The organism is Acidobacteriaceae bacterium (assembly GCA_035944135.1).
Lineage (GTDB): Bacteria > Acidobacteriota > Terriglobia > Terriglobales > Acidobacteriaceae > Granulicella.
The window spans coordinates 194374-207472 of record DASZBM010000010.1 but is presented as its reverse complement, the minus strand read 5'-3'; the positions used below and the strand labels follow the sequence as shown (position 1 = coordinate 207472).

At 61.1% G+C, this 13099-nt stretch carries 7 protein-coding genes; 1 reads left to right on the top strand and 6 read right to left on the bottom strand.

The window, feature by feature from the left end; translation table 11 throughout:
• Positions 1-57 precede the first annotated feature (57 nt).
• The 3 genes from VGU25_15325 to VGU25_15315 all read right to left on the bottom strand — a co-directional run bounded on the left by VGU25_15325 (position 58) and on the right by VGU25_15315 (position 5963).
• Positions 58-2181: a mechanosensitive ion channel protein MscS gene (locus VGU25_15325; protein ID HEV2578575.1), complete on the bottom strand. Its 2124-nt coding sequence runs from the start codon at positions 2179-2181 to the stop codon at positions 58-60.
• 127 nt (positions 2182-2308) lie between these two features.
• Positions 2309-4945, bottom strand: coding sequence for a DNA topoisomerase (ATP-hydrolyzing) subunit B (gene gyrB / locus VGU25_15320; GenBank protein ID HEV2578574.1), 2637 nt, complete (start codon positions 4943-4945; stop codon positions 2309-2311).
• Between the two features lie 325 nt (positions 4946-5270).
• Positions 5271-5963 (bottom strand): PEP-CTERM sorting domain-containing protein, encoded by a 693-nt coding sequence (locus VGU25_15315; GenBank protein HEV2578573.1) that lies wholly within the window; start codon positions 5961-5963, stop codon positions 5271-5273.
• A 676-nt stretch (positions 5964-6639) separates the two neighbouring features.
• Between VGU25_15315 and VGU25_15310 the strand changes: the two genes are divergently transcribed.
• Positions 6640-7326 carry a PEP-CTERM sorting domain-containing protein gene (locus VGU25_15310; GenBank protein ID HEV2578572.1) on the top strand — a complete coding sequence of 229 codons (687 nt, stop codon included), beginning with the start codon at positions 6640-6642 and terminating at the stop codon, positions 7324-7326.
• A 126-nt stretch (positions 7327-7452) separates the two neighbouring features.
• Here the strand turns inward: VGU25_15310 and VGU25_15305 are convergent, their stop codons facing one another.
• From VGU25_15305 to VGU25_15295, 3 genes are read right to left on the bottom strand one after another with little or no spacing between them, the layout of a single operon-like run.
• A complete protein-coding gene (locus VGU25_15305) occupies positions 7453-9516 on the bottom strand; it encodes a M13 family metallopeptidase (protein HEV2578571.1) in 2064 nt (687 codons plus the stop codon).
• 49 nt (positions 9517-9565) lie between these two features.
• Complete coding sequence (locus VGU25_15300) at positions 9566-11230, bottom strand: metallopeptidase TldD-related protein (GenBank protein ID HEV2578570.1); 1665 nt, start codon at positions 11228-11230, stop codon at positions 9566-9568.
• Entirely contained in the window at positions 11230-13062 is a 1833-nt protein-coding gene (locus VGU25_15295; GenBank protein ID HEV2578569.1) for a metallopeptidase TldD-related protein, read from the bottom strand. The genes VGU25_15300 and VGU25_15295 overlap by 1 nt, the downstream gene beginning before the upstream one ends.
• Positions 13063-13099: the final 37 nt, after the last annotated feature.

The window sequence follows — 13099 nt, the reverse complement described above, 5'->3', positions numbered from 1 at the left end:
CTTCAGTTGGCTTGGAAAACTTGCCACTGAGCATACAGCAACGCGCGCTTGTGTCTGCTATGTCTTGATCGCGGCTTTGATCGTCGGCACAGCCGCGAGGCCTTGCTTCAGAGGGCCTTCAGTCTGCATGGCTTTGAGAATTGCCGAAGCAATCGCGGCATCTGCCTTTGCTGCACCGCCGATCTGCACCGGAAACAGAATCGCGACCTGAAGTCCGTCGTCGGCCAGCCGCAGGTGCGAGTCGACGCTGGGCCTATCCACCGGCGCACCCATCCAGTTTTCGATCTGGTGTTGCTGCGACTCGATCTCGCCCTTGTATGTCTGATACACGCCTTCGATGATGCCGCAAAGTGCATGGCTGACGGCTTCGGTGTCGGCCTCAGGCTTCAGCTTGGCGGTGAGCTCGTGCCACGCGTATTCGGTGCCGGGAAGCTGCTTGTAAAGCGGCGTGCCGGTCTGGAAGAGCACGGAGTTGGCGAAGACGGCGACGCGGCCGGTGGAATGTAGTTCGGTGCCGGAGCCCACGAGCTCCATCATGTAGAAGCGCGCGATGCCGACCTCGATGACCGTGCCGGTGACGCCCGACACGGTGATGCGGTCGCCGACGCGCACACCATAGCGGCCGACGATGAAGAAATATGCCGCTACGGAGAGAAGGATCGTTTGCAGACCGACCGCGATACCTGCGGAAATAAATCCGGCGAACGTGGCCAGCGAGCTGAACTGAGTGACGAAGCCGAAGATCACGATCAGGCCGCCGACGAAACCGATCACAATGCGACGGACGAGCAGGAGCTGACGGCGCCGCCGGAGATCGGAGACGTAGCGAACCGTGGCGCGACCCCAGACCTGGCTGGCAACGAAGAGCAGCAGCAGAGCACCTGCGATGAACGCCGCACGGATAAGCAACGATCGCAGAATCGACTTGTACTCCGCGTCCGTTGCGATGCTCCAGCTCGTCAGCGTGCCGCGCTCTTGTTCGAGCAGCGTGACCTCCTGGGTCAGCGGAAGCATCGCGTCGGAGAGCACACGGAATGTCGACGTGAGCTCGTCGAACTGCTTGCGTGTGGCGAGGATGTCCTGGGTGCTCGTCGCCGGCGCGGCCGGAACAGTTACGGTTTGCTGAGTCAGAGTCTCGCCCTGAGCGATGAGGGTGCGCAGCACGTTGAGAAACGGCTTGCGCAAATCATCCGCCTGGTCGCGCAGCCGATCGGTTTCGCTGATCTGCTGGTCGATGGAGCGGCGCGCGGAGAGCAGATCAAACAGCACCGATCCCTGCGTGACCAGGCCGGCATGCTGCGCGTCCGCGACTGTTTCGAGCGGCGGAGCAGTGATCGATTTGCCGGTTCCGGAGGCGAGCTCCGGTGCCGAACTGGCGAGGCGATCAATCTCGCCGAGCAGACCCGCGCGGCCTTGCGCCTCACTCAGGTTCGCGACGCGGGTCAGCGCGTCCAGCGTCGCCTGCAGGAACTTGAACTCTCCGTCGATCTGCTCCTGCCTTTCCAGCAACGCAGGCCGCGTCTTCGCATTGGAGTGTGCGATCGCTGCATCGTTCGCGGCGTCGGTCGCCTGCAGCGCCGTAATCTGGTTTTCGATGCGAGCGCGCGCCGCCGCGAGCCGCTGTGCCTGGGGCTCGGATGCGGTGTTGCCCTGCGCCGGTGTTCCGTTCGGCGACGCGTTCACCCGCGTGAGCAGCGCAGCCTCATTGCGCGCGGACTGAAACGCAAGCTGCGCGATCTGCGTGGCCTGCGCCTTTGACTGTTCGGCGTACAGAATGTCGCTCGGCTCGCCGGCCTTCTGAATCTTGGTGGTGGCGGCGCGGTAGAAGCGCAGAATCTCGTTGAGGTGCTGGAGAATGTTTTCTCCTTGTCCCTTCGCATCGATCTTCGTGGCGGTCAGCGGCGGCAGCTTCTCAATCTGCTGTTCGAGCGTGAGCGCGGGGGCGGCATGCGACGGGCGCGTCCTCTCGCTGCCGGTGGCGTCCTGCGCAGGCTGCGGTGCGCTCGCAGCGGGGGCTGTCGCGTTAGTGGCGGGTGTCGTGGATGCAGACGAAGCGGAGTGCTGCGGAGCGCTTGCGTTTGCGCCTGTTTGGGCACACAGAACCGGCGATAGCAGCAAAGCAGTTATTGCAGCGACGAGCAGAGAGTTCACCGCGAAGGATGGCTTGTTACGAAGATTCATCAAGTGTTTAGACGCTCGGAGATTGAGTGCGGAAGGCTATATCGCGCAGGTGCGTGTTGCCGGCAGGAAAAATGAAAGCCCGGCACCTCTCACGAGGACGCCGGGCGTCTGAAAGATCGCGGCCTGGCTAGATGTCGAGGTTCTTCACGTCCAGCGCGTTCTCTTCAATGAACTTGCGGCGAGCCTCAACGTCTTCACCCATCAGCGTGGTGAATATCTCTTCGGTGGCGGCGATGTCCTCAAGCTTCACCTGAAGCAAGGTGCGGCGCGCGGGGTCCATCGTGGTTTCCCATAGCTGCGGCGCGGTCATCTCGCCGAGGCCCTTGTATCGCTGCACTTGATATTCCTTGCGGCCCTGCTCGATGACGTACTCGAAGACTTCGCGCGGCGACTTCTTCTCGACTGGATCCTGCGCGACTTTTGAATTGCGCTTTGCAGGCTTGGCGGCGGCCGGAGCTGCGCCGACGTCGACTGCGCCTTCGAGCTCCACCTCTTCAGTGTTCTCGAGATCCTGCTCGGCCTGTTCTTCAGCGGTCTTCGAGGCCGCGACGGCTTCCTTACCCGCGTACTCGATGAGGAACGGACCGTGCAGCGCATCGCCGAGCTGCGCCTGCTTGGCCAGAAGCTGGCGGGACTCGGGTGCTGACGCAAGCGTCCAGTCGATGGCGCGCGTCGCTCCCTGCGCGTCCGTGAAGGAAACGACATAGAGATTGTGCTCGGGGTCCTTCTCGACGTCGGACACAGCCTTGAACTGGTAAGGCTTCGCGAGCTCCTGCAGCTTCGCGCGCATCTTCTTCAGCTTGTCAGGCGATTCAAAGTCGGCGCGCCGCGCGGCGTCCTTGCCCTCGTTGGCGAAGATCTCGGCGAAGGCCTGCACCACCTCTTCGTTGCGCAGCTTCTTCGAAACCTTCTCGAAGTGGCCGAGATAGTCATTGAGTTGCGACATGTACTTCGTCAGCTCTTTTCCTTCGAGCTTCGCGCCGTTGTCGCCGTAGCGGATCATCATTCCATCCGCCGCGCGCTTGATCATCACGGTCACGTACTCGCGGTCGTCCTTGATGTACTGCTCGAACTTGCCCTTCTTGATGCGATATAGCGGCGGCTGCGCGATGTACACATTCCCCCGCTTGATGAGCTCACCCATGTGACGGAAGAAGAAGGTAAGCAGAAGCGTGCGGATGTGCGATCCGTCGACGTCGGCATCTGTCATCAGGATCGTCTTGCCGTAGCGCAGCTTCGCGATGTCGAAGTCGTCCTTGCCGATGCCGGTGCCAAGCGCCGTGATCATCGCACGAATTTCCTCGTGCCCGAGCATCTTGTCGTAGCGCGCTTTCTCTACGTTGAGGATCTTGCCCTTGAGCGGAAGGATCGCCTGGAACTTGCGATCGCGTCCCTGCTTTGCGGTGCCACCGGCCGACTCACCCTCGACGAGGTAGAGCTCGCACATCTCGGGACGGCGCTCGGAGCAGTCGGCGAGCTTGCCCGGAAGACCGCCGCCATCGAGTGCTCCCTTGCGGCGAGTGAGATCCCGGGCCTTGCGTGCAGCCTCGCGGGCGCGCGCAGCGTCGATCGCCTTCGAGATGATCTTGCGCGCGACTGGAGGGTTCTGCTCGAGGAACGCGCCGAGGCGCTCGTTGACGAACGCCTGCACCTGGCCGGCGACATCGGAGTTGAGCTTGCCCTTGGTCTGCCCTTCGAACTGCGGCTGCGGAAGCTTCACGCTGACAACCGCGACGAGGCCTTCGCGAACGTCGTCGCCGGAAAGGTTCTCCTTCACGTCCTTGAAGAGGCCCATGGACTGGCCAATCGCGTTGATGGTGCGCGTGAGTGAGGTGCGGAAACCCGAGAGATGCGTTCCGCCGTCAACGGTGTTGATGTTGTTGGCGAACGAGAAAACCGTCTCCGAGTAGGAGTCGTTGTACTGCAGCGCGATCTCCATGACCAGCGTGCCAACTTCGGCTTCCATGTAGATAGGCTTGTCGTGCAGCACCTGCTTGCCCTTATTGAGGTGCTTGATAAAGCCCGCGATGCCGTCGTTGTACTTGAAGCTCTGCGCCTTGAACTCGCCGGTCTTGGGGTCAGTGGCGCGCTCGTCGGTGAGAGTAATCTCGATGCCCTTGTTCAGGAAGGCGAGCTGCCGCAGACGCCCGGCAAGTGTGTCGTAGTTGTACTCGGTGACGGTGAAGATCGAGCGATCAGGCAAAAAGTGAACCTTCGTGCCGCGGCGCTTCGACGTACCCATCTTGCGCAGCTCGCTGACGGGCTCGCCCTTGGAGTAGTCCTGCTCCCACGCGTGCCCGTCGCGCCAGATCTCCACGTCGAACTCTTCGCTTAGCGCGTTCACGCACGACACACCGACGCCGTGCAGACCGCCCGATACCTTGTAGTTGCTCGCGTCGAACTTGCCGCCCGCATGCAGCTTGGTGAGCACCACCTGCACCGCGGGCATCGTCTCGCCGGTGGGCAGCGTCTTGTTGTCCACCGGGATGCCGCGACCGTCGTCCACAACCGTGATGGAGTTGTCAGCGTGGATCGTGCAGTCGATGCGCGTGGCATAGCCGGCCAGCGCCTCGTCCACCGAGTTATCGACCACCTCATACACCAGGTGATGCAGACCCATATCGCCCGTCGAACCGATGTACATGGCCGGCCGAAGGCGGACAGCCGTCAGCCCTTCCAGCACCGTTATGTTTTCGCCCGTGTAGTTTCCGGTGGGAGGCGGAGGAGTCGTCGGGGAGGTCGCGGGGGCAACGTTTTCAGGCACGCAGTAGGGCTCCAGTCAGGCCGGGAGCTGATGCTCTTCGAGTACTCGCAAACCCCTATAAATACAGGGATTTTCGCATTCTCTCCCGTACTGAAAGTATACCATGCCAGGCGCTGAAATGGCAGGCCCGAAAGTACCTCCGCAGGCGCCCGTTGAAGGCGAATAAAAGGCAATAAAAATGTCTTGGGGGAGCCCCAACGTGAATCAGCCTAGGAGTCAGATGAAAAGCTTTACCCTAAGCAAGCTGTGGCGCTGCTCCTGCCTCCGCCCGGCACAACAAAAGGACCCCGCCGGGGCGGGGTCCTCTGCATGCGGACAAGCAGCTTTACTTCTTGAATATCCGCCGCCGAAACGTCCCTGCAACTCCCAGAAGGCCAGTCCCCAGCAGTGCCAGGGAGCTCGGCTCTGGTGCCGGAGCAAAGAACGCAAACTGCGCGCTGCTATTCGAGGCGTAGTCTGTCGATCCGTTGACTTGTCCAATTAATTCGAAGTTCCCGCCCGGAGCGAAGCTATAACTGCCTGGGCCGCCGAAAAGATGCACCCCTCCCACACCGCTGGTCAATTCCCAACCAAGAATGTCGGTATCGGCGGTGATGTCCAGATAGACCATCGCAGCATCGCTGCCGACTGCTGCGCCGGGGGTGAAATAAACGTCACTTAGGTTGCCGCCGGTAGGTGTCGCCAGATACTCGGCATTCGTGTCCAACCCAACGCCCCCGTTGCAGGTTCCGCCGCCGTAGATGCAATAGCCGACGTTGTAGTTCGGCCCATCACTGGACGCGTTGTTCCAAAACGGGCTACCGCTGGTACCCAGCGTGGGCTCGGTGAACCATTCGCCGCCCGCCGCATTGATCGTGAGGCCGTTTCCGCTGATCGAAAAGACCAGGTCGTTGTAATCGTGATCCCCGCCGGGCGTCGTATCTTCGAAGCCGCCATAGTAGGTCTGGGTTGCAGCCCAGATCGGTCCGGCGGTCAGGCACAACGCAAGTGCACAGACTGAAGCTTTAATCAATTTCATAATTTCTCCTCGTTCACCGCAAAATGGTTGCCGCAGGGGGGCCCGGTGACCCGTGAAACGGAACAGTCACACGTCAGGTACGGGGAGGATTTTGTCCTCCTCAGTCGCGGAACTTCGTTAGAAGGCGGAGCGAAGCCCTTAAGTCGTCCCCATTACCGCTGGCCACTGAGAACAGACGTCAGCCTTTTCAGGCATACCTGTCCCGGTCAGTGTCACAGGGACACCTCGGGGCCTAACTGTCGTCAACATAAGAGAAGAACTGCAGCATCTAGTGCAATTCGCATTCCATAGTGCTCATTGGCTAAGTCCAATGACCACAGCAACCACACCGGCGGCTCACGCATTCCTGCGCAAAGCTTTGCGAGGTAAACGGGAATCTGCGGTTATTTGCCCAATGTTTTCATACTCATTGCGACACAATCCGCAGACGCAACTCGTGGAATGCGCCGCTGCAATACATGACATATGCCAGTGGCGGCTTCGTCCTCATTTGCCGTGCAAAAGGTTGCACACGCATCCCCTTGTTGAGGACGCATTCTCGCCAAGAGTGAGGAAAATAGGCCAAAAACTCGAAAAACCCCTGTCGACCACATATCTGCAAATGGCCCACGAAGTGCCTGAATGAAGGCAGGCTTGCACCACAACTTAACTGAATCCCACCTCGAGGCATATTTCGATGAAATTCAATCTGCGTCTACTTCCGGTTGCCTTCGCAGCAATCGGGCTCTTCGTCGCCAGTTCGGCAAAGGCTGACACTCTCAACATCAGCATCTGGGCCGGCGGAACAACCAGCAACGTTCCAGCCAACAACGCGGCCGGCAACATGGGAATCTACGGTACCACTCCTACCATCACAGCCACCGTAACCAACTCCGACCCGACCGCGATCCTGAACTTCTACAGCGCCGACGACAACGACCTTACCAGCTTCCTGACCACGTCGGCGTTGGGGGCGCATCCCGGCAACGGTGACACTGTCACCTATCTCACCGGCGGCAATCAGCACAGCACGGACGGCAGCGCCATTAACAACGACCTGTTCCAGATCACGGGAACGGTAACCCTGGCAACCCAAACTTACACTTACGAACATGATGACGGCATGGTCCTGTACCTGAACGGTGTGGCGGTGATCAACACTCCGGGGCCGACCGGAGCGACACCCACCTCATTCAACGCTACCGCAGGTACCTACAGCTTCGTGCTTGATTATGCCGAGGTTGCCGGTGCACCGGCAGTGTTGCAGGGCAATCTTCCTTTCACCCCAGCCACCGCAACTCCTGAGCCGAGCAGCTTCATGCTGCTGGGATCTGGCCTCCTCGGTGCCGCTGGCGTACTTCGCCGCCGGATGAAGAAGGCGTAGCCCTCTCTACCCACGTGGGGCAAAATGCCTCCGTTGAGATGCACCGAGCCCGGACAGACAATCCCCTGTCCGGGCTTTCTTTTGTCTTGCGGCGCCTCAACAGATCGGATTTCCGAGCAGTGCGCGCTACCAGACTTTGCAGGTAGGCGTATGCACCATGGGCTGGCCCACCTTGCAGCTGAAAGCCTTCTGGAACTCCGGCATGTTCGCCACAACACCATTCACGCGCGCGAACCCAGGCGAGTGCGGGTCCGTTGCTGTGCGCAGGCGCAGGTCCTCGGGCCGCGTGTTTTCGCAAGCCCACTGCGCCATGCCGATGAAGTACCGCTGGTCTGGCGTGAAGCCGTCCAAGTTATGCAGCGGCTTGCCTTCCGTCTGCTTCTTCCATGCGATATAAGCGAGCAGCGTGCCGCCGAGGTCCGCAACATCCTCTCCGCTCGTCAGCTTCGAGTTGATGTGCTGGTCGTCGACCACAACATAGCCCGCATACTGATCGCGAATGCAGTTGATGCGCGTTTCAAATCCGGCAGCGTCCGCGGGTGTCCACCAGTCGCGCAGGTTCCCCTTGGCGTCGAACTGGCGGCCCTCATCGTCGAACGCATGCGTGAGCTCATGCCCAATCGTCGAGCCGGTATTGCCATAGTTCGGCGCGTCGTCCAGCTTCGGGTCATAGAGCGGCGGCTGCAGAACACCCGCCGGGAAATTGATGTCGTTCATCTGCGGATTGAAGTACGCGTTCACCGTCGGCGGCGTCATGCCCCACTCGTTCAGATCCACCGGCTTGCCCAGCTTGTTCCACTCGCGCACATCTTCGAAGCGCGAGGCTCGCACGGCATCGCCGAAGTAGTCGTCGCGCTTCACCTCAAGCGCCGTGTAGTCGCGCCACGTCGCGGGATAGCCGATCTTGTTGCGGATCGCGTGAAGCTTGCGCAGCGCCTCGGCCTTCGTCTCGGGACTCATCCAGTCCAGCCCCTTGATCTCCTCGCCCATTGCCGTCTCGATCTGCTCGGTCATCAGTTGCGTCTGCTGCTTCATTTGCGGCGAGAAGGTGCGTGCCACGAACTCCTGTCCAAGCGCCTCGCCGAGGTTGCGATCCACCGCGCGCACGCAGGTCTTCCAGCGCGGCGGTTCCACCGCCACGCCACGCAGTGTCTTCGAATAGAAATCGAAGTTCACCTGCTCGATGTTGTGCGCCAGCATGGGCGCAGTCGCCGAGATAAGGTGAAAGCGCAGATAAGCCTTCAGCGCGTCGAGCGGTTCGTTCGTCAGCTCTGCCTGCACCGCCTTCATAAACTCCGGCTGCGACACATTCAGCTTCGGAATGTTTGCCGCCCCCTGAACGCGGAAGTAATTCTGCCAATCGATGGCCGGCGCGATCTGCGAAAGTTCCGCGAGAGTCATTGGATGGTAGGTCTTGTGCGGATCGCGACGCTCGACGCGCGTGAGCGATGCCTTTGCGAGCGCAGTCTCGATGCGCATGATCGCATCAGCATCCGTCTTCGCCTTGTCGGCCGATTCGCCGGAGAGCACAAGCATCTGCTGCACGTACGCGAGGTACTGCTCGCGAAGCTTCACGCTGCGGGGATCCGTCTTCAGGTAGTAATCGCGATCAGGAAGGCCCAGGCCACCAGCGCCAAGCTCCGCAATCATCAACGACGAATCAACGGCGTCCTGTGAGGTGCCGGAGTTGAAGAAGTAGCTTCCAGGCTCAAGATGATGCAGCGGCGTGATCGCAGCCACCAGCTCCTCGCGCGTGTTCAACGAGTCAATATGCGCGAAGCCTGGCTCGACAGGCTTGATGCCTGCTGCATCGATTGCAGCCGTATTCATGCACGCCTCGAAGTAGTCGCCGACCTTCTGCTGCACGGCTGTGCGGTTCGTCGCCTTCGCATCCTCCTCGAGAATGCCCCACAGAAACTGCTGGTTCTCATTCGCCAGCTTCGCGTAGACGCTCCACGACGCCTGGTCGGCGGGAATGGGATTGTTCTTCATCCATCCGCCGCAGGAGAACTTATAAAAATCCACGCACGGGTCAGCGCTGCGGTCCATGCTCGTCAAATCGAGCGACGGAGAGTACGGCATCTGCTGAAGCGGTTGCACCGACGGCGCGGGCACACCCTGCTGCGCGAAAGCGACGGGAGCGACAGAAAGAACAGCGGCCGCAAGCGCGGCAACACACTTCATCAGCATGCAAATCTCCTGTGCTCGTCATCCTACATGGACGGGCTCAGGAGCTTGATTAGTTAAGTGACGGAGGCGCGTAATACGGAAGTTTCTGCTGCTCCTGGCTTGCCCGCTTCACCGTGATGTCGTCGAACAAAATCGACGGAACAATCGTCGTCTCCGGCACCGGTGCGATCGCCTGTGCCACGTACGGCTTGCCGCCGGCCGCAATGATATCCGCGCGCAGCGCCCGCTGATCGAGATCATCGAACGCCGCACCGCGCACAAGGGTGCGCTTTCCGTCCGGCGAAATCCGATACAGCAACCGCGGCATCAACTCGCCACCGCCCAGCGTCTCCACCTCATACACTGGCTTGCCCTTCTCCTTCGCCAGTGCAAGCAGCTTCGCGCGCATCTGCTCGGCCGTGAGGTTCTGCGTCGACTTCACAATCACCACCGCCGCGCGCGAGTGTGCCGCCTGCGCCAGAATCGCCCGCCCGTGACCGTTCGACGTCGGAAAGTCCTTCACCGGTTCGCGCCCAACGTCATAGTTCACCAGCTCGCCATCCTTCACCAGCGTCACCGGGGTCGCGGTCGCTCCCTCATCGTCCACGTTGTACGCTCCAAGCAGCGACTGCCCTTCAAACGTGCGCTCCGTCGGGTCGTCAACAACGTTGATGTACGTCGGCAGCACCAGGCTGTGCAGGCTCGACTGATACGCTCCCTGCGTGCGCGCCGTCGTTCCCATCTCCGGGCGATCCGCCTCAATGTTCGGCACGAACAGCCGATTGAACACATCCGCCGCCGCATCACCTGCGAACAGCACAGGCCCGTGATAATCCTCAGCTTCCACCACCGGCGCGTGCCGCAGCGCATTAAACGTCTGCAGATTATCAATCACGCGCTGACGCATCGACGCCCAGCTCTCAAGCCCCGCCGCTGTCGTTGACGTCGATCCGTTGTCGCGGCCAAGCTGCATCCCGTCAGCCGCCTGCCCGCCCACGCTCACCATGTCCTGGTAGCCCGCATAGCCATGCCGCAGCATCGTGCCATCCGTGTTCACCACGTACCGGTTCACCACCATCGCCGACACATTGACGCTCGACATCTGCACATCCGGCGCAAACGATTTCACCGCCGGATCGGTCGCGTACAGTCCGCTCGCCTCGACGATGCGCTTCTTCCACTCCGCCTTATCCAGATCCATCGTGAGCAGCGGCTCGATGCGCGTAACCGGCTTCTCCGGCGAAAAATCATTCGCTGTCGGCGGCGTCTGATACTGCTTCAGCGCTGCCTGCTTGGCCGCATACAAACGCAGCGCATTCTTGTACGCATCATCTGTCGCGGTCCACAACGCAAACCGCAGCGCGTTCGGATCGTTGTCCGTCGGCGCCAGCTCAACAGCCCCATCGCCGCGCGCAGAGCTCGAATCCGTCGTGTAGTCGCCGACCCGAACCTCCACGCGCACTGCACGCTGATGACTCTCGGTCTCACGAGTCAGCGCGCCATAGTTGGCAATCGCCTCGTACGTGTGAACATCCTCCAGCCGGTACTGGATGAAGTACGGCCGCTGCATGCCGGGCAGCACAAGCGACTGCTGCTCGCGCGTGAGCTCCTCCTTCATCGCATTCAGCAGCGGATCGGAATCTGCACCCACTTTCGCCGGCGTGGCGGCATGATGCTGCGCAAACATCGGCGATACAACGAGAACAGCGGCCATCATTAGTGAAGTGCAACGCATCAGTTGCCGCCTTTCTGTGCGGCAGCCGCCGGCGTCTTCTCGTCAATCGGCGGAGGCGGCAGAATCGGCGGCCTTGCCGTCCCCTGCGCCTGCCGTTGCGTCTCAATCTCACTCACCAGCATCGCGGGCGCCACCGCGCTCACCGGAATCGTTCCCGACTCCGCGCCGCACTCGCCGTTGAAAATATCCTGCTTGTCGCCCGTCGCGATGATCCTGCTCAGCGCAGCCAGCGGCGTTCCCACTATCGACACACCGCGCACCAACTCATCCGGCCGCCCGTCCACATACACGCGATACACCACCAGCGGAATCACCTGGAACGCCTGCGGCGAACGCCGATTCGTCACGGCGAAGCCCGAGCTGATGTCCTCGAACAACAAGCCGTACGCCTTGCCCTGCTTCTTCGCTTCGGCCTTCAGCATGTCGCGCAGCTCTTGCTCAGGCACAGTCTTCGTCGACGTAACAATCAGATTGCCCTGCCGCCCCGTGGGCATTCTGCCCGTCTGCGCGCGGCCATGACCGTTCGATTCCGCAAAGCTCGCAATCGGCTCGCGTGACATCAGGAAGTCCTTCAACACGCCATTGTCGACAAGATCGACACGCTCCGCTGGCTGGCCTTCATCGTCGAAGAGATAGTGTCCGCTCAGCGCATTTCCATTCAGTGATGCCATCGTCGGATCGTCTGCAACCGACAAAAAGCTCGGCAAAATCGGCTTGCCCAGCATCTTCGTAAACGTCTGACCCTCTTCATCCCCGCGCTGCCGCTGCCCTTCCAGCCGATGTCCAAGCACTTCATGGAAGAACACCGCCGCCGCGCGGCCGGAGAGAATCGCCGGTCCGTTGTAAGGCTCCGTGATCGGCGCTGTACGCAGGTCGTCGAGGTTCTTCGCCATCGCCTCCGTCTTTGCCAGCAGCGCCGCCTGGTCCGGCAGCTTGCCGTCTGCATCAGACTCAAACGTCTCCGCGCGGAACAGATCCATTCCATCCGCCGCGCGCGTGCGAGCCAGCACAATCAGCCGCGCGACCTGTGCAGGTGCTGCGATCCGCGATCCTTCGCTCGAGACAAAGTAATCCGTCTCGTGCGCCACCTGCAGGATCACCATGTCGTACAGAATGTTTTCGTGATTGCGGAACACCGCGCTGATCGCGCGCAGCCGGTCGCCCCACGCGGCGCGATCCACGTCCAGCGGCGGCGCGGAGGCCAGCACATCATCGATCGGCTTCTGCGACGAAAAATCCGCGGAGGTGTCCTCCTCCTTCGCGCGCACCTGCTGCTCGGTCTTCACCTTCTCCAGCGCGTCCAGCGCCTTCGCGTACCCGCGGTTCGTCGCAAACCACAGCGAGCGCTCGATCGCCGCACGATTGTCCGTCAGCGGCAGCGGCATCGTCGTCAGCGCACTCGTGCGCTGGTCGCCGTGCGTGTTGTCGAGCGACGGCGTTCCCAGGCGAACCTGCACATCCGCAATCCGATTGTGACTCGCAGCAGAGTTCATCAGCGCGCCGAACTGCGCCGTGATCGTGACGTTCTCGTTGTCTGAAACCGAGTAGCTGAGAAAGTATGGCTTGATCGCCGGCGCCGAGGCGTTCGCGGATGCGCCAGTCCCCAGCGCAGACATCGCGCGAGAAAGCTCCGCTTGCATTGAGTCCAGCAAAACCGTGTCGGCCGCCGGCGCGGAGGGGTCACGCACAGGCAGCTTCGCGTCGCTCGAGGAGGCACCAAACGCCGAAGAAGCGGCGAGCAGAAGCACGAGAATTGCCGAGGAGCCGCGGAGTTTCTTAACAGGGCGGACTGCGTTAGGAAAGACGGGCACGTGCAGCGCAACAGAGTTCAACGGAAACCAATCTGAAGCAAAGGTGTCTTCAAGTGTA

Excerpts from the sequence above, each read along its gene's own strand:
- VGU25_15325 (HEV2578575.1), bottom strand. The coding sequence starts at position 2,181 with ATGAATCTTCGTAACAAGCCATCCTTCGCGGTGAACTCTCTGCTCGTC.
- VGU25_15315 (HEV2578573.1), bottom strand. The coding sequence starts at position 5,963 with ATGAAATTGATTAAAGCTTCAGTCTGTGCACTTGCGTTGTGCCTGACC.
- VGU25_15305 (HEV2578571.1), bottom strand. The coding sequence starts at position 9,516 with ATGCTGATGAAGTGTGTTGCCGCGCTTGCGGCCGCTGTTCTTTCTGTC.
- VGU25_15310 (HEV2578572.1), top strand. The coding sequence starts at position 6,640 with ATGAAATTCAATCTGCGTCTACTTCCGGTTGCCTTCGCAGCAATCGGG.
- VGU25_15300 (HEV2578570.1), bottom strand. The coding sequence starts at position 11,230 with ATGCGTTGCACTTCACTAATGATGGCCGCTGTTCTCGTTGTATCGCCG.